Source organism: Roseibium limicola (assembly GCF_017313085.1).
GTDB lineage: Bacteria > Pseudomonadota > Alphaproteobacteria > Rhizobiales > Stappiaceae > Roseibium > Roseibium limicola.
Map to the genome: position 1 here is coordinate 656,393 of NZ_JAFLNF010000002.1, position 16,197 is coordinate 672,589.

The 16,197-nt window shown below is 59.8% G+C and carries 17 protein-coding genes; 9 read left to right on the forward strand and 8 right to left on the reverse strand.

All coding sequences use genetic code 11. The features are described 5' to 3' along the window. The first annotated feature begins 7 nt into the window (after nt 1–7). Together yidD and thrS are read left to right on the forward strand one after the other, a co-directional pair. Nucleotides 8–355 carry a membrane protein insertion efficiency factor YidD gene (gene yidD / locus J0X15_RS06550; protein ID WP_209015113.1) on the forward strand — a complete coding sequence of 116 codons (348 nt, stop codon included), beginning with the start codon at nt 8–10 and terminating at the stop codon, nt 353–355. A 186-nt stretch (nt 356–541) separates the two neighbouring features. Further along, nucleotides 542–2,512: a threonine--tRNA ligase gene (gene thrS / locus J0X15_RS06555; RefSeq protein ID WP_206939062.1), complete on the forward strand. Its 1,971-nt coding sequence runs from the start codon at nt 542–544 to the stop codon at nt 2,510–2,512. A 1,151-nt stretch (nt 2,513–3,663) separates the two neighbouring features. On the opposite strand, the gene J0X15_RS06560 is transcribed toward thrS, so the two are convergent. Next, nucleotides 3,664–4,098, reverse strand: coding sequence for a CBS domain-containing protein (locus tag J0X15_RS06560; protein ID WP_206939063.1), 435 nt, complete (start codon nt 4,096–4,098; stop codon nt 3,664–3,666). A 102-nt stretch (nt 4,099–4,200) separates the two neighbouring features. Continuing rightward, nucleotides 4,201–4,989, reverse strand: coding sequence for a rhomboid family intramembrane serine protease (locus J0X15_RS06565; protein WP_206939064.1), 789 nt, complete (start codon nt 4,987–4,989; stop codon nt 4,201–4,203). Nucleotides 4,990–5,614: 625 nt separating this feature from the next. Between J0X15_RS06565 and J0X15_RS06570 the strand changes: the two genes are divergently transcribed. Next, nucleotides 5,615–6,274: a PAS domain-containing protein gene (locus J0X15_RS06570; protein ID WP_206939065.1), complete on the forward strand. Its 660-nt coding sequence runs from the start codon at nt 5,615–5,617 to the stop codon at nt 6,272–6,274. A 101-nt stretch (nt 6,275–6,375) separates the two neighbouring features. Beyond that, nucleotides 6,376–7,011 (forward strand): PilZ domain-containing protein, encoded by a 636-nt coding sequence (locus J0X15_RS06575; RefSeq protein ID WP_206939066.1) that lies wholly within the window; start codon nt 6,376–6,378, stop codon nt 7,009–7,011. A gap of 66 nt (nt 7,012–7,077) precedes the next feature. Here J0X15_RS06575 and J0X15_RS06580 read toward each other — a convergent pair whose 3' ends face one another. Continuing rightward, nucleotides 7,078–8,085, reverse strand: coding sequence for a zinc-dependent alcohol dehydrogenase family protein (locus J0X15_RS06580; RefSeq protein WP_206939067.1), 1,008 nt, complete (start codon nt 8,083–8,085; stop codon nt 7,078–7,080). Nucleotides 8,086–8,570: 485 nt separating this feature from the next. Between J0X15_RS06580 and J0X15_RS06585 the strand changes: the two genes are divergently transcribed. Continuing rightward, entirely contained in the window at nt 8,571–9,179 is a 609-nt protein-coding gene (locus J0X15_RS06585) for a transglutaminase-like cysteine peptidase (RefSeq protein WP_209015114.1), read from the forward strand. 217 nt (nt 9,180–9,396) lie between these two features. On the opposite strand, the gene J0X15_RS06590 is transcribed toward J0X15_RS06585, so the two are convergent. Next, entirely contained in the window at nt 9,397–9,930 is a 534-nt protein-coding gene (locus J0X15_RS06590; protein ID WP_206939068.1) for a gamma carbonic anhydrase family protein, read from the reverse strand. A 55-nt stretch (nt 9,931–9,985) separates the two neighbouring features. Beyond that, on the reverse strand, nt 9,986–10,312 hold the full coding sequence (locus J0X15_RS06595) for a DUF6949 family protein (protein ID WP_206939070.1): 327 nt from the start codon (nt 10,310–10,312) through the stop codon (nt 9,986–9,988). A gap of 236 nt (nt 10,313–10,548) precedes the next feature. Between J0X15_RS06595 and J0X15_RS06600 the strand changes: the two genes are divergently transcribed. After that, nucleotides 10,549–11,256, forward strand: coding sequence for a hypothetical protein (locus J0X15_RS06600; RefSeq protein WP_206939072.1), 708 nt, complete (start codon nt 10,549–10,551; stop codon nt 11,254–11,256). A gap of 92 nt (nt 11,257–11,348) precedes the next feature. Here J0X15_RS06600 and J0X15_RS06605 read toward each other — a convergent pair whose 3' ends face one another. Continuing rightward, nucleotides 11,349–11,564, reverse strand: a complete 216-nt coding sequence (locus J0X15_RS06605) for a DUF3126 family protein (protein WP_206939074.1) — start codon at nt 11,562–11,564, stop codon at nt 11,349–11,351. A gap of 86 nt (nt 11,565–11,650) precedes the next feature. Then, nucleotides 11,651–12,517: a serine O-acetyltransferase gene (gene cysE, locus J0X15_RS06610; RefSeq protein WP_206939075.1), complete on the reverse strand. Its 867-nt coding sequence runs from the start codon at nt 12,515–12,517 to the stop codon at nt 11,651–11,653. A gap of 213 nt (nt 12,518–12,730) precedes the next feature. Between cysE and J0X15_RS06615 the strand changes: the two genes are divergently transcribed. Beyond that, nucleotides 12,731–13,492 carry an enoyl-CoA hydratase-related protein gene (locus tag J0X15_RS06615; RefSeq protein ID WP_209015115.1) on the forward strand — a complete coding sequence of 254 codons (762 nt, stop codon included), beginning with the start codon at nt 12,731–12,733 and terminating at the stop codon, nt 13,490–13,492. A 200-nt stretch (nt 13,493–13,692) separates the two neighbouring features. Here the strand turns inward: J0X15_RS06615 and J0X15_RS06620 are convergent, their stop codons facing one another. Continuing rightward, entirely contained in the window at nt 13,693–14,448 is a 756-nt protein-coding gene (locus J0X15_RS06620) for an alpha/beta fold hydrolase (RefSeq protein ID WP_206939317.1), read from the reverse strand. 217 nt (nt 14,449–14,665) lie between these two features. Between J0X15_RS06620 and J0X15_RS06625 the strand changes: the two genes are divergently transcribed. Beyond that, nucleotides 14,666–14,923, forward strand: a complete 258-nt coding sequence (locus J0X15_RS06625; RefSeq protein WP_206939077.1) for a zinc-finger domain-containing protein — start codon at nt 14,666–14,668, stop codon at nt 14,921–14,923. 60 nt (nt 14,924–14,983) lie between these two features. After that, a complete protein-coding gene (locus tag J0X15_RS06630) occupies nt 14,984–16,171 on the forward strand; it encodes an FAD-dependent monooxygenase (RefSeq protein WP_206939078.1) in 1,188 nt (395 codons plus the stop codon). Nucleotides 16,172–16,197: the final 26 nt, after the last annotated feature.

A 16,197-nucleotide genomic window follows, 5' to 3' on the forward strand; every position in this document is an offset into this window, starting at 1 on the left:
GGAGAAAATGACCACGGTCAATTCTGTTTTTCCTAAAATGACCACGGTCAGTTTCCCTGCCCGGATCGGCCTTGCTCTGATATGGATCTACCGCCATTCGCTGTCGCTGGTGATGGGGCGCGGCTGCCGCTATGCGCCGACCTGTTCCGATTACACCGCCCAGGCCCTGATCCGTTTCGGGCTGTGGGCTGGCGGCTGGATCGGTCTGGCGCGGATCCTCCGGTGCAATCCCTGGGGCGCCTCCGGATTTGATCCCATCCCCGATACCCTTCCTGCAGATGCCCGCTGGTATCTGCCCTGGCGCTACGGCCAATGGCGCGGCGACCACATCGATGCCGCCACACGGCTGGATTAGGTTTTAAGTGGTCTCTGCTGCTTGGCACCCCGGTTTCCCGCCTGCGCGACAAAGACAGGCGGGAGGGCCATGGAATCCGTCCCCACGGTTGCCCCCTTCAGCCAAATCCCTTAAAGCTCCCTGCATCTTCCAACTGACGACACGCTTACCTGCTTATGTTTGCAGGAGTGAGCCGGAGAGAAACACATGTTACAATTGACCTTCCCCGACAATTCCGTGCGCGAAATCGAAGCTGGTACAACCGGTTACGATGTTGCTGCAGGCATTTCCAAGTCCCTGGCCAAGAAGGCCGTGGCGATGGCGCTCGACGGGGAGCTGAAAGACCTTTCCGATCCGATCCAGGCCGATGCGCGAATCGAGATCGTCACCCGTGACGACCCGCGTGCGCTGGAACTGATCCGCCACGATGCCGCTCACGTGATGGCAGAGGCTGTCCAGACGTTGTGGCCGGGCACCCAGGTGACCATCGGTCCGGTGATCGAGAACGGTTTCTACTATGATTTCAAGCGCGTCCATCCCGACACGCACGAAGACTGGCCGTTCACACCGGATGATCTGCCGGTCATCGAAAAGAAGATGCGTGAGATCATCGGGCGCGGGGATGCCTTCACCAAGGAAATCTGGTCCCGCGACGAAACCAAGGCCTATTTTGCTGCCAAGGGTGAGGACTACAAGGTCGAGCTCGTCGATGCGATCCCGGCCGACCAGTCCCTGAAGATCTACAAGCAGGGCGACTGGCTGGATCTTTGCCGTGGCCCGCATATGGTCAACACGCGGCAAATCGGCAATGATTTCAAGCTGATGAAGGTGGCTGGCGCCTATTGGCGCGGCGACAGCAACAACGAGATGCTGACCCGCATCTATGGCACTGCCTGGTCATCGGAAAAAGAGCTGAAGGGCTATCTCCACATGCTGGAGGAAGCCGAAAAGCGCGATCACCGCAAGCTTGGCCGGGAAATGGATCTGTTCCATTTCCAGGAAGAAGGCCCGGGCGTCGTGTTCTGGCATGCCAAGGGCTGGAGCCTGTTCCAGAAGCTGACCGCCTACATGCGTCGCCGTCTCGATGGCGACTATGACGAAGTCAACGCACCGCAGGTGCTCGACACCTCACTGTGGGAAACCTCGGGCCACTGGGGCTGGTACAAGGAGAACATGTTCTCCGTTCAGTGCGCCGACACGGAATCCGAAGACACCCGCGTTTTTGCCCTGAAGCCGATGAACTGCCCCGGCCACGTGCAGATCTTCAAGCATGGGCTGAAGTCCTATCGCGATCTGCCGCTGCGCCTGTCGGAGTTCGGCACGGTTCACCGCTATGAGCCATCGGGGGCGATGCACGGGCTGATGCGTGTGCGCGGCTTCACCCAGGATGATGCGCATATCTTCTGCACCGAAGAGCAAATGGCCGAAGAGTGTTTGAAGATCAATGATTTGATCCTCTCCGTCTATGAGCACTTCGGGTTCCAGGAAGTGGTGGTGAAGCTCTCCACCCGGCCTGAAAAGCGTGTTGGCTCCGACGATTTGTGGGATCATGCCGAACGGGTCATGGGCGACGTTCTGAAGCAGATCGAAGAACGCTCGGGCGGCCGCGTCAAGACCGACATTCTGCCGGGCGAAGGTGCGTTCTACGGACCAAAGTTCGAATACACCCTGAAGGATGCCATCGGTCGTGAATGGCAGTGCGGCACCACTCAGGTCGACTTCAACCTGCCGGAACGTTTCGGTGCGTTCTACGTCGACAACAACGGCGAGAAGAAAACGCCGGTGATGATCCACCGGGCGATCTGCGGCTCGATGGAGCGGTTCCTCGGCATTCTGATCGAGAACTTCGCCGGTCACTTCCCGCTGTGGCTGACGCCGCATCAGGTGGTTGTCGCGACGATCACCTCGGAAGCGGACGGGTATGGACAGGAAGTCGCCGACAAGCTGAAGGCCGCCGGCCTTTCGGTCACCACCGATTTCCGCAACGAAAAGATCAACTACAAGGTTCGCGAACATTCGCTGGCCAAGGTTCCGGTGATCGTCGTGTGCGGCAAGCGGGAGGCCGAAGAGCGGACCGTCAACGTGCGGCGTCTCGGCTCCAAGGACCAGACGCCGATGAGCCTGGATGAAGCCCTCCACGCCTTCGTCGAAGAAGCGATCCCGCCGGACATGAAGTAAGGCGTATCCGCCTGACTGGCTTATTGAAAACCCGGCCCTTGTGGCTGGGTTTTTTTGTTTCGGGGATGGCGGCATTTTGCGATTTGGCATCGACCTCACCCGCTCCGTCATTGCCGGACTTGATCCGGCAATCCATGCCGTGACATCGGCCTCAAACAGAGGCCGTGCGATTTCGAAACGGCACGGCATGGATCCCATGGTCGCGCCATGGGAGCACGCTGGTGGGGGTGGGGAATGGGTTGCCCGACACAGCCTCCGTCATCCTGGGGCACGTCCCGAGGATCCAGAATGCTCGACGCGGCTGGGTGAGGCACAATTGATGGCAAAGCAGACTTGATCCTCGGCACAAGGCCGAGGATCACGCTGGTTGGTGTGGTGAGTGCGTTGTGCTGCCCGGCTTCCGTCGCTCTTGGGCAGAGGCCAGAGAGACGCGAGAAGCTGACGCTTGCTGTCGCGGCTCACTCAGCATCCCTGCCATCCTCTCCGTCATTGCCGGACTTGATCCGGCAATCCATGCAGTGACATCGGCCTCAAACAGAGGCCGTGCGATTTCGAAACGGCACGGCATGGATCCCATGGTCGCGCCATGGGAGGACGCTGGTGGGGGGTGGGGAATGGGTTGCCCGACACAGCCTCCGTCATCCTCGGGCCTGTCCCGAGGATCCAGAACGCTTGACGCGGCTGGGTGAGGCTCAATTGATGGCAAGGCAGACTGGATCCTCGGCACAAGGCCGAGGATGACGCTGGTTGGTGTGGTGAGTGCGTTGTGCTGCCCGGCTTCCGTCGCTCTTGGGCAGAGGCCAGAGAGACGCGAGAAGCTGACGCTTGCTGTCGCGGCTCACTCAGCATCCCTGCCATCCTCTCCGTCATTGCCGGACTTGATCCGGCAATCCATGCAGTGACATCGGCCTCAAACAGAGGCCGTGCGATTTCGAAACGGCACGGCATGGATCCCATGGTCGCGCCATGGGAGGACGCTGGTGGGGGGTGGGGAATGGGTTGCCCGACACAGCCTCCGTCATCCTCGGGCCTGTCCCGAGGATCCAGAACGCTTGACGCGGCTGGGTGAGGCTCAATTGATGGCAAGGCAGACTGGATCCTCGGCACAAGGCCGAGGATGACGCTGGTGGGTTGCGTAGGAGGAATTAAGCTCAGGGCGTCGAGATGTAGCTGCGCATCTGTTCGGCTTCCAGTTCCACTTGAGCAATCTTGTGCTTGACCACATCGCCGATGGAAATCACGCCAACCGCCACCTGGTCCTGATCAACCACGGGAACGTGACGGAAGCGGCCTTCGCTCATTTTCGACATGACCGAATTGACGCTGTCGCCTTCCGTACAGGTGATCACCGATTTCGTCATCACCTGGCCGACCGGCAAGTCGAGGGCGCTGGACCCTTGCTGCCCGACAGCCTTGACGACATCGCGCTCGGAAATGATGCCTTCGATGCGGCCATCGGGATCGGTAATCAGGATGGCACCAATCTTCTTGTCTCCCAACACCTTGCAGATGTTGACAAGCAGAGTTTCGGCGTTTTCCGCGATTACGCCGCGGCCCTTGCCTTTCAAAATGGATGCAACGGACATGGCTCTCCCTCCTCTGTCAGTTCAGATCCTCAACGTGCCGGCAAAGCCGGCCGAACGGGTATCATGACAAATTCCGGCCTCCGCGAAAAACGAATAATGCCGTTAGGTTAGCATTTTACGTGAAGGAACCGGATCCAGCAGCGGGAACAGCAACAGCCCGGCAATGAAGCCGCCGATATGCGCTTCCCAGGCGATCGAGCCCGCCCCGCCACCAAAAGGAATGCTGGCCAGACCAAACACCAGGTTCAGGCCGAACCAGACGCCGATAAAACCCATCACCTGACGGTTGGAAAAACTGTCCCGCAATGAAACAGCCGGGACAAGATAGGCCCCTGCATCCTGTCTGCGAATGGCACCAAGGGGGCCGCCACGCTGAAAGACAAAACGGATGGCCGCCGCCATATAGCCGGAAATTGCGGCCGAGGCTCCAATCATCGGAGTGGATTCGCCCGCATGGGTGACAAGATGCGTCGCCGCGCCGGCTGCCGTGCACAGCACACTGAGCAGCAGAAACCGCCCCGTGCCGAAGCGCCGCGCCACCGCCGACCCGAAAATCGCCATCCAGAGCAGATTGAAGACAATGTGGGTGGTGCCGCCGTGCAGCAGACCATAGGTGACAAAAGCCCAGATGTCCGCCGCCACACCGCCCGGGGCTTGCCCGGAAAACAGCAGACTTGGATCATATCGGACCGGCCAGAAGGCGAAATACAACAGCACCTGACCACTCATCTCCGCTGAGAGAAAGTAACTTCTCACCACATGAATGACCACCATCACACCCGCCAGAGCCACGATCACGCCGGGCAGATTGAATGCTGGCTGGCGTGGCGGTTGACCTGAGCCAAACTCGGGTTCGGAGCCGGATGGGAACGGATGGGGCTGCTGGTTCATTGTCTGTGCTTCTTTTCCATTTGGACTTGGGAGTCTTTGAAAGCTCCGCCCCTGAAATCACCGCGACGCCTGCAAGGCCTTGGTCTTTGATGGGCCTGCAATCTCTGGAGGCTTGATGTACGTCATCCCCACCGCAGGACAAGGGACAATCGCGTTCTTCCCGGGAGACGTCTCCCCGTCAGGGCCTCAGCGCCGCGCCATGGCCGCGCGAGAAATCGCATCCTCAAACCGGAAAGCCTTACCAGAAACGCCCGCTGCGCTTGATCGCAACGGGCGTTCGGCGGTCGCGTCCCCACGCGAAACAAAATCTTCCAGACAAAGGTACTAGCCAAGTGATCCCCCGATCACAAGGCCACCCCGGCCAGAGCAGCAGGCTCCGTCTGAAAGGCTTAACACTTCATGAAACTGCATGACCACAGCGGCGCCCGCAAGCATTTACTGACGATTAACCTTACTTGGCCGGCCCTCGGCAAAAATTTCCCCATACCCGGCGCAGTTGGCACGCCGCCTGCAACTCTCCCCTTGAGAAGACAACCAAGGGACTGATCGTCCCGATGTGGGACACACCAACCGAACATATGGTTCAAATTGGCAAGCTCCCGGGACACAATGAGGCGTAGATACAATGAAGAACGGCGTAACACAGACCCTCTACAGCTACTGGGATGATCTGCGTGGCCCACGGCCGGCTCCAAACCGCTCCGAGGTCGATCCCGGCCGTATCCGCGCCCTGCTTGGCGATACATTCATTCTGGAAACCAGCTCGCCACAGGTTGCCCGTTACCGTCTGGCGGGAACCCGGCTGTGCTCGGCCCATTGCCGCGAGCTGAAAGGCCGCAACTTCCTGCGCGGCTGGTCCGACAAGGACCGTGAAGCGCTGGAAAGCCTGCTGACCGCAATCACCGAAGATGCCGCCGCCGCCGTCATCGGCATCAATGGCGTCACCGAGCGCGAACAGATCCTGACGATGGAAATGGTTTTGCTGCCGCTGAACGTGCCCGGCGAAGGCCGCACCCGCATCCTCGGTGCCTGCACCCCGATGGAACGTCCCTACTGGCTCGGTCTGCATCCGATCCTGAAACAGTCCATCACCAGCCTGCGCCTGGTATGGCCGGACGAGCGTCCGTCGTTCCTGCGTCAGAACCAGAACAGCCATCAGATCAACCCGATTCTGCCACGCTTCCAGGCCGAACACATGCCGATGCCGGTTCCGCCCTCAGCACTTGCATTCGGTGCGGAACGTCAGGTCGGCCACCTGACTGTCTACCCCGGCGGAAAATCCTGAAAACCAGAGGTTGCCCTTACTGATCGTTAACCCGTCCTGCCCTAGTTTATCGCTTCAAAGAATTAAAGTGCATTTTGGCGCTGGCAAACGGGTGAGATGGCATGGACGCCGGATTGGCAACGGCTACTGTAGGATCGAGACCGCCGCTTCAAGCGACGGATCAGCGCCGTCACCAGCGGGTTGCTGTCAATATTCTTGGCCGCTTCATGCTTGAAGATCGACGTGAATATCCGTGTCAGGTGATCGACATGTCCCCTGGTGGCATGGCGATGATCACTCCGGTTTCCGGTCAGGTCGGCGAACGCGTTGTCGCCTACCTTGATCACCTGAGCCGGGTGGAAGGCAAGATCTCGCGGGTTTTCGAAGGCGGCTTCGCTGTCGAACTGCGCAACACTGTGCGCAAGCGCGACAAGATCGCCAACATCCTGACGTGGCTGGCCAACCGCGACGAACTGAACCTGCCGGAAGATCGTCGTCACGATCGTTTCGTGCCGAAGAACCCGATGACGCGGATCGTCCTGCCCGATGGCTCCGAACATATGTGCCGGATCATCGATGTGTCGCTCTCCGGGGCTGCTATCGCCACCGACATCGAGCCGGAAATGGGCGACAGCATCGCCCTCGGCAAGATGCGCGCCCGTGTCGTTCGCCGCATCGAAGGCGGGATTGCGGTGGAATTCGCCGCCATCCAGAACCGCGAACTTCTCGAACACCACATTTCATCGACCGGCGGCTGACGTATTCACGTCCCCGCCAGCATCGAGAGAAAAATTAGCCGCCAGCGCAAGCCGGCGGCTTTTTTGTCAGATTTCGATACAGATCTTGCCGAAATGCGATCCGGCGGCCTCATATTTGAAGGCTTCTGCGGTGTCTTCGAGCCGATAGGTCTTGTCGATCACCGGTCGCATGTCCAGCCGGTCCAGCGCCCGGACAAAATCCAGCTGCTCCTGCCGTGATCCGACGATCAGACCCTGAAGCCTTTGCTGCTTGCGCATCAGATTGACTGTCGGAACCTCGCCGGAAATTCCAGTCAGCACGCCGATCAGCGCAATGTGCCCACCAATCCGGCAGGCGGTGATCGACTGAGCCAGAGTGGCGGGACCTCCCACCTCAATGACATGATCTACACCCCGTCCGCCGGTCAGCTCCAGAACCATTGCACCCCACTCCGGCGACTTGGCGTAGTTGATGACGTGATCCGCGCCGAGCGCCTTGGCCCGCTCCAGCTTTTCATCCGACGATGACGTGATGATCACCTCGGCGCCCATCGCCTTGGCCAGCTGCAGAGCGAAGATCGAAACGCCACCGGTCCCCAGCGCCAGCACCGTGTCGCCAGCTTTCAGTCCGCCATCGACAACCAGTGCACGCCAGGCCGTCAGCCCCGCCGTTGTCAGGGACGCAGCTTCGGCGTGAGAATAGCCCTGCGGTGCCGGAGTCACCCAGGTGGTGGGCACGACAACCGTCTCGCGCGCATAGCCGTCGATGCCATCCCCCGGGGTGCGGCTGAAGTTATCCGTGACGGGGCCACCGGTCTGCCAATCCGGAAAAAAACATGACACGACATGATCACCGACGGCAAAGTCGCTGACCCCTGCCCCGACGGCTTCCACGACACCGGCGCCGTCAGACAGTGGTATCCGGCCGTCCTCATTGGGGATCCGACCGCTTACCACGCCGAGATCATGAAAGTTCAGCGAGCTGGCGAAGATCCGGATACGAAGTTCGCCAGCCCCGGGCTGACCGGGATCGGCCATCTCGCAAAGTCGCAGTGTCTCGAGGCCGACGGGGGCGGACAGTCTAAGTCCTCTCATGCTTCAACATCTCCTGCTGGTTATTTTGCCTGAGCGATATATCGCCCCAACCAGGTCACCTGCAAGCCGACACGCCTGCCAACTGTTCCTACCCGCGGTTTCTCAGCATTTGCCAATTCTGACAGGCCCCGCGCACCTACAGCCGGAAACCACGGCCGTATCGGCCTGCAAGTATTCGTCGGCCAGAACTTTTTTCAAAAAATTTTCAGCGTCCAGGAGCCGCTTTTTGCTTGTGCATCTCTTGAGATCCATTCTTCCGATCAACTTTCCACGATCACAACGAAACCCAATTAAACGCAGAAAAAACAGCTAGATAAGCCCTATCCGAGACAACTTTAATTAATTTTGATCCGCATTTTATGTGAAGTTGATTCAAATGTATTTCAAGTTTGAATCAAGTATTATTATGATTTTATCTGCGTGATTATCAGCTAATAAAAAGCAGAATGTCATTGTTTGCTCAACCTAAAGGGGATGGGTTAGCAATGAATATTAGAAATACTCTGTTGAACTCCGCGTTGCTTGCAGCAACTTTGATGATGACCTCAGCTGCTGGGGCAGCACCGAGCCGGTTCATGGCCATGGGATCAGCCGTCAAGGCGCCAGTCGGGCACATACAATTCTGTCGGGACAACCCCCGCGACTGTCAGGGCAAGGAAGCTCCGGTCGTGGTGAAACTCACCGAAGCGCGCTGGAATGAGCTGATTGCGCTGAACCAGCGGGTAAACCGCGGCATCCGCCCGGTGACGGACAGCCAGCTCTTCGGACAGGAAGAGTATTGGACCTATCCGACCAACGGTGCCGGAGACTGTGAGGAATATGTTCTTGAGAAGAGGCGCGTCTTGATCGCAGCCGGATGGCCGAAGAGCGCATTGCTCATCACCGTTGCCAAGGACATGCAGAACGCAGGACATGCGGTGCTTACGGTCCGGACGGACCAGGGCGACATGATCCTGGACAACCAGATCGAGGCGGTTTTGCCGTGGTATTCCACGCCCTACCGCTACATCAAACGCCAGTCCACCACCCAGCCAGCCCGGTGGACCGGTATTTCCGACAAGCGCGTCACCACGGTGGGCAGCCTCGGAAACTAGACTTTAGTTTGGATGGTTTTGCCTGTTCGCAGGCATACGGGAAGATCCGGTCGCGTCCCCACCCTCCCCATCCCTACCACGACCGGATCCAGGGAGTCGGCTCGCCCCCGCAAGCCGACTCCCGCCCTTTTCTTCAAGACGGGATGCCGCATCCGATCTTCAGGTCGATGTGGTGAGGTGCTAGCCCCTGACACTTGGGGGCTATTGGTTTACGCGGTCAGTCAGCAACAGGCGCAAGACCCGCCTTGAACCGGCGCCAATTACGCACATAGCCATCCGCAGATTTTCGCAAGCCTTCAATCGCCGCCGCATCCAGAGTGCGTGCCACCTTGCCCGGCATGCCGACGACGAGTGAGTTGTCGGGAATGACCTTGCCTTCCGGGATAAGCGCATTCGCACCGATCAGGCAGTTCTCACCGATCACCGCCCCGTTCAGAACGGTCGCGCCCATTCCGACAAGCGAATTGGCGCCAATGGTGCAGCCATGCAGGATCGCCTTGTGGCCGATGGTGCAGCCGGCTCCGATGGTCAGTGGAAATCCGATATCCGTGTGACAGACGCAACCGTCTTGAATGTTGGATCGCTCGCCGATCAGGATCAGCTCGTTGTCGCCGCGCAGAATCGCGCCGAACCAGATACTGGCCTCGCGCTCCAGACGCACACTGCCAATGACCGTGGCATCCGGTGCAATCCAGCTTTCCGTTTCATCCGCAAATTCCGGAACCCGGTCTTCCAGCCGATAAAGCGTCATCATGTCCTCCCAGTAGATTGGCGCCTGACCGGTCTACCGATCGCTCAATGGAAGATCAGAAGGTTTGGGCCAGGCCGAGGGCAAAGTGCATCACGACGATGCCCGAGCACAAGCTCCACATCCCCGCAATCGTGGAAGACGCGACCAGCCAGCCCAACGGGCGACCTTCCAGTCGGCGGCCGCGGATGGCATTGCGCATGATGATGAACGGGCCTGCAAAAATGCACAGACCGACACCGGCAATTGCCCCCAGAATTGTTCCGACATCAATGTTGAAGTGGGGGGGCGTGTTGGTCAGAAGCTGATACAAGCTGCCCAGCAAGCCGGCAGCCACAAACCCTGCAGACCCAATATACAATGCAATCACCAGCTCGAATAACACAGCCAACCCTCTTACTAACTCTTTCCAGCCGAAGCTGAGTTAAGAAACTGTTAGGATAGATTGCAAGCACCGTGCCGACTTTTGATTCGGCAAAACATGGCAGAAACCCTGAGACTCATGCTGATTTCGGCTCACATGCCCCATCCCGTTCCGGCACATCTGTGCCAGACAGGGACGTATGAGCAGCGTCGCGAGCGCCAGCAAGGCACAGCTCTGTATCAAAAGGACATGCGTCCTTGATCCCCTACGAGCTTCCTCAGGCCAGTGGCTTTCGCCCCATCTACTTCACAGTGATTATCGCACTTCTGGCTTTGACAGCCTTTGTGCACCTGTTTCTGCTGGCTGCACACTGGAGCGGATACTGGCGCGGCAACATGTACTGGTCGGAAGCCCCGAAGATCCTGAGTGTGTCCCTCGACGGATATGAGTTGAAGGTTCCGGCCGATCTTCTGAAGGGCCCGGCACACCGCCTGTCACAGCTCACAGGCGATCTGTATCTCTCCAACCTGCGCATGTCCGCCGTATGGCCATCGATGCTTGGCGCGCGAGCACGCACGGCCGGCAACTCAGGCCGGCGTGACCAGAAAAAGCTGCTCGACATCGACGTGCGCATCGGCGCCCCCTCAGAGACCATGAGCGATCAGCTGGAAAGCATTTTCAAGAAGCTGGCGAGGGGCCAACCCAAGGCAGGGCCAGGAGGCCTGACCCGGCTGCGGCTGTCTGCCGATGGTGCGGCAGAAGGCGACTATGTGTTTTACGAAAATGGGCGCATCACCAGCTTCATTGCACGCTGCAAGATCCGCAAGAATGCAGCCGATGTCTGCCGCAGAGAGCTGACCTGGGGACCGCTGCTGATCAATTACCGCTTCGACCCATCCCTGCTGAGCAACTGGGGAAGCCTGGAACGGCGGATCCTGACGCTGATTGGCTCTCTCGCCAGCTGAACCCTGCTGTCACGACAGAAAGCGACGCAAACAAAAACCCCGGAGCCAGAACCGGCACCGGGGTTTTCAAAATGGCATTGATGCGGCTGAGCTTAAAACTCTTCGACATCAAACTCCAGAATGGCCATCTGGAAGTTCCAGCTCAGATCATCATCCTCGTCATCGCGGAACAACACGCCGATGAACTCATCGCCGATGTAAACCTCAGCGCTGTCGTCCTTGATCGGACGCGCCTTCACCTTGATGGTGTCGAGCGAGAATTTGGACCGCAGGAAGGCTTCAAGCTTGCGGATTTCTTCAGGTTTCAAGGGAACGCTCCTGCAAATTTCGATTGTCTGTGTGTATTCGTTGCGGCGACCCTTACACCATCAAGCGGTCGTCACAACAGGTCTCATCAGCTTTCCCCGTCTTCCTTTTCAGGTTTCGACGGCGTGGACGGATTGAGACCAGCAAGAAGCTGGTTCATGCTGCGGGCGGGTTCAGAGCACCCGGCCTGACCGACGATCCGCGCCGGAACCCCGGCAACGGTCGAGTTCGGCGGAACGTCTTTAAGCACAACCGAACCGGCAGCAATGCGTGAGCAATGTCCGATTTCCAGGTTGCCGAGCACCTTGGCACCCGCCCCGATCAGCACGCCGTTGCGGATCTTCGGATGACGGTCGCCCTGTTCCTTGCCCGTGCCCCCCAGGGTGACGCCCTGCAGGATTGAGACATCGTCGCCGATCACGGCCGTCATGCCCACGACGAGCGCCGTGCCATGATCGATGAAGATGCCACGTCCGACCGGCACAGCCGGGTGAATGTCGATCTGAAACACCTCAGAAGCCCGCGACTGTAGATACAGCGCGAAGTCCTGCCGCCCCTGACGCCACAACCAGTTGGCCAGACGGTGGGTCTGCAGAGCGTGGAAGCCCTTGAAGTAGAGCACCGGCTCCAGCAGACGCTCACACGCCGGATCGCGGTCATAGACGGCCACCACATCAACCCGGAAGATCTCTCCAAGCTCAGGCTCACTCGCCAAGGCTTCCAGATAGGTCTGGCGGATCAACGAGGCAGAAACCACGTCCCGGCCCAGCCTGTCGCCCAGTCGATGGACCAGCGCCTCTTCCAGCGTCTTGTGATTGAGAACCGTCTCATAGACGAAAGAGGACAGCGCCGGCTCGCTGATGACCATGGCCTCGGCCTCATCGCGCAGCTGACGCCAGACCGGATCATGCAATGCCAGATTATCCGCGTTCTGCCGCGGGCTCGGATTGGACATGCTGTCACTCCTGCTTTCGCTTCCACGGGGAAGCGTCAAAACGGACCTTAAGATAGGCACTCCTGCCGCGTTTCCCAAGGCAAACTTGTAAACACTGTGTGAGCCTGCTTTCTTGAGCTTAAGAAAGTCCTGAAAGAAAGCCAACTCACCGTGATCGCCCCCTCATCGCCCCAAAGCGCTCGCGCAACGGTTCAGCCCCACAAGGAAGGCACCTTGGGCTGGCTGGTAATCGACAATCCGTCCCGGCGCAATGCCCTAAACCTGACGATGTGGACGCAACTGGCGCAGGCTGCACAGCAGTTGGACCAGGACAGCTCGATCCGTGCGGTCGTTGTCTGTGGCGCTGCCGACCCGGATGGAGCAGGTGATTTTTCCGCCGGAGCGGATATTTCCGAGTTCGAGGCAACACGCTCCTCTGCCGACAGCGCCAAGGCCTATGACGCTGCGAACCTCGCCGCCTTCGCTGCCCTGCGCAGCCTTTCCAAGCCGACCGTCGCACTGATCCGTGGCAACTGCCTCGGTGGCGGTCTTGGTCTGGCACTGGCCTGTGACATCCGCATTGCCGCTAGTACCGCCCGCTTCTGCCTGCCCCCGGCCAAACTGGGACTGGCCTATCCGGTCGAAGCAATCGCTGATGTGGTTGCTGCCATCGGGCCAGCATGGACCAAGCGGCTGATCTTCACCGGTGAGCGGATCGACGCTGCCCGTGCGCTGCAGATCGGGCTGGTGCAGGACGTGCACCCGGAGGCGGATCTGGTCGACGCCCTTGCAGCACTGACCAACCAGATCATCGCCAATGCGCCGCTGTCTCAGGCGGCTGGCAAACTTGCAGTCGCAGCCAGTCTGGCAGGCACGTCTCCAGAGCTGCTGGCAACAGCGCATTCGGCGGCGCGGGCCTGTTATGAAAGCCGCGACTTCGCCGAAGGCCGAACCGCTTTTCTGCAGAAACGCAAACCGGATTTCAACGGCGACTGAGAAGACGCCAACCGGAATCAGTCCCTCAAGGACCATGGACAACCTGCTGACTTGATTCAGGGATTTCACCTGATCGACACCCTGAAGGCTCCCGCTCCGCTGTGAATCACTCTCTGAGGCAGCCACCTCCAAGACACTGATCGCGCACACAAAAACCGCCCCGAAAGCTCGGAGCGGTTTTAAGCAGATACGACGAGGTTTTAGCCGGCGGTTTTCTCCAGGAATTCCAGCACACCCGCCTTGTAGACCTTGTCGCCAACCGCAACCATGTGGTCCCGGTCCGGAATATCCAGCACCTGAGCATTGGGGATCAGATCCGCCAATGCCTGGGCCGAACCTGCAATGTCATCCTTGGTGCCAACGGCAACCAGCACCGGTCGCTCGATGCGGCTGACGTCTTCCTCGGAAATCTTCTGCCGCGACGAGCGCATGCAGGCAGCCAGCGCCAGACGGTCGGATTTCGTCTGATCGGCAAAGGCACGAAAGGCGCGGCCCGTCCGGTCTTCCACATCCTTGATGCTGTCAGCCTCCAGCGCTGCGGCGATCGGCTCCGGATCGCCAACACCGCCGACCATGCCGTAGCCCAGACCGCCGAAGACCACACGACGGACCTTCTCGGGATGATTGAGCGTCAGGAAGGCGGAGATACGCGCGCCCATCGAGTACCCCATGACATCGACGCTCGCCAGACCGAGATGCTCGATCAGGTTGAAGGCATCCTCCGCCATCACCGGTGCGCCATAGTCGTCCGGATTGTAGAACTTGGTGCTGTCGCCATGGCCACGATTGTCGAGGGTGATCACCCGAAACCCGGCTTTGGTCAGCGTGCGGACCCAACCCGGATAGTCCCAATTGACGAACTTGTTGGAGGCGAACCCGTGGATCAGCAGGATCGGATCGCCTTCACCCTGATCGGTGTAGGCGATTTCGACCCCATTCTTTTCAAATGTCGGCATTGTCAGCTTCAAGATGTGAGGTGAATAAAACAGGAAAGCCCAGTCTACGCGGATCGCCGCAGCTGGGAAACCCGCCACGGCAAACTATCCCGCGCCCTTTGTCCCGTCCACAGAGCGGCCCGAGACGACCGGCCGCACGCTTTTCCCCTACACAACGGTGCGTCGAATAGGTATGGTCCGGCGCAAATCGATGGCACCTCTTGAATGGATTGAACAGATGGCGGATCAAATCGTCCCGCATTTCCAAAACAACAGCGGTCATGATTCCGTGGCCATCGGCGCCCGCGAATTCATGTGCATTGGCGCCAACCCGCCCTTCGATCACCCGCATGTCTTCCTGGACCTCGGCGACGAATATGAAATCGTCTGCCCCTATTGCTCGACCCTCTACAAGTTCGATGCAACGCTGAAGGCCAACGAGACCTCGCCGACCGATTGCGTCTGGACGCCAGACAACATCACCTCCGCCGCCTGATTCCCGGTCCCGGACGCCCCGGGGCCTCCCGGCTTTTCTCTTTCGACAGGTTGACCCCGGATGTCTGAGCCGATTGTCATCGTCGGGGCCGGTATCGGCGGATTGAGCTGCGCCCTGGCGCTGGCACACCGCGGTCATGCCGTGCGTGTGATGGAACGCGCCACCCAGCTCGAAGAAATCGGGGCCGGTCTGCAGCTTTCCCCCAACGCCTGTCACTGCCTGCGGCAAATCGGCACTCTGGAACAGGTTGAAAGCGCGGCGACCGCCCCAAACAACATTCATGTGCGCAGCGGGCGCTCCGGTCGGACCGTCACCCGCCTGCCGCTCAATCCGTATCTTCCGGGTCTTTATGGCGCGCCCTATCTGGTCGTCCACCGGGCCGACCTGCAATCCGCGCTTCTTGCCGCCTGCCTCAATCACCCCTCGGTCGACATTCACTACGGTCACGCTTTTGCCAGCCGTGAGCCGCGTTCAGAAGGCCTGGAGCGCGCCAGCTTCACAACCAGCTCCGGCACAGTGGCCTTCGACACGCCCCTGCTGATTGGCGCCGACGGCGTCTGGTCTGCGGTGCGTAAAACAATCCCCGGCGCCGCAGAGGTCGCGTTTTCCGGACGCACAGCCTACCGCGCCACCCTGCCCGCTGACCAGATCCCCGCGGCTGAAATGCAGGACACCGGGCTGTGGCTCGGGTCCGAGGCCCATCTGGTGCATTATCCGCTGCAAAACGGCACGGCCTTCAATCTCGTCGCCCTCATCAAGGAAGACTGGAACGAGGAGACCTGGTCCGCTCCGGTGTCCCGACAGACGTTTCTCAAGACTTTCAAGCGCTGGTCGCCGGCAGCCCGCACTCTGCTGGAAAAACCGGACACATGGCTGAAGTGGGCGCTTTGCGGCGTTGAAGCCCGCGCGCCTTGGGGCGTCGACCGCACGCTGCTGATGGGGGATGCCGCCCACGGCATGTTGCCCTTCGCGGCCCAGGGCGCTGCCATGGCCATCGAGGACGGAGCCGTTCTGGCCCATCTCGCCACCCGCCACCTGGATGCCCCCGACACCCTGCGTCAGTCGTATGAGACGGCCCGCCAGGAGCGCGTGGCAAAGGTGCAGGCGCTGGCCCGCAGCAACGGCGAAATCTATCATCTGTCCGGCCCGCTGGCTCTGGCACGCGACACCTTCATGCGGGTGGCCGGTGCCAAAAACCTGCTGCGGCGTCAGGACTGGATCTATCGCTGGCAGCCGCCTGCCCTGTGATCGACAGGCGAATCGGAACCCTCTCC

Bases quoted from the DNA above. Each gene is read 5' to 3' on its own strand.
- J0X15_RS06570 (WP_206939065.1), top strand. From the start codon at position 5,615: ATGAAGAACGGCGTAACACAGACCCTCTACAGCTACTGGGATGATCTG.
- J0X15_RS06620 (WP_206939317.1), bottom strand. From the start codon at position 14,448: ATGCCGACATTTGAAAAGAATGGGGTCGAAATCGCCTACACCGATCAG.
- J0X15_RS06575 (WP_206939066.1), top strand. From the start codon at position 6,376: ATGGACGCCGGATTGGCAACGGCTACTGTAGGATCGAGACCGCCGCTT.
- J0X15_RS06565 (WP_206939064.1), bottom strand. From the start codon at position 4,989: ATGAACCAGCAGCCCCATCCGTTCCCATCCGGCTCCGAACCCGAGTTT.
- thrS (WP_206939062.1), top strand. From the start codon at position 542: ATGTTACAATTGACCTTCCCCGACAATTCCGTGCGCGAAATCGAAGCT.
- J0X15_RS06625 (WP_206939077.1), top strand. From the start codon at position 14,666: ATGGCGGATCAAATCGTCCCGCATTTCCAAAACAACAGCGGTCATGAT.
- yidD (WP_209015113.1), top strand. From the start codon at position 8: ATGACCACGGTCAATTCTGTTTTTCCTAAAATGACCACGGTCAGTTTC.
- J0X15_RS06590 (WP_206939068.1), bottom strand. From the start codon at position 9,930: ATGACGCTTTATCGGCTGGAAGACCGGGTTCCGGAATTTGCGGATGAA.
- J0X15_RS06560 (WP_206939063.1), bottom strand. From the start codon at position 4,098: ATGTCCGTTGCATCCATTTTGAAAGGCAAGGGCCGCGGCGTAATCGCG.
- J0X15_RS06580 (WP_206939067.1), bottom strand. From the start codon at position 8,085: ATGAGAGGACTTAGACTGTCCGCCCCCGTCGGCCTCGAGACACTGCGA.
- J0X15_RS06630 (WP_206939078.1), top strand. From the start codon at position 14,984: ATGTCTGAGCCGATTGTCATCGTCGGGGCCGGTATCGGCGGATTGAGC.
- cysE (WP_206939075.1), bottom strand. From the start codon at position 12,517: ATGTCCAATCCGAGCCCGCGGCAGAACGCGGATAATCTGGCATTGCAT.
- J0X15_RS06585 (WP_209015114.1), top strand. From the start codon at position 8,571: ATGAATATTAGAAATACTCTGTTGAACTCCGCGTTGCTTGCAGCAACT.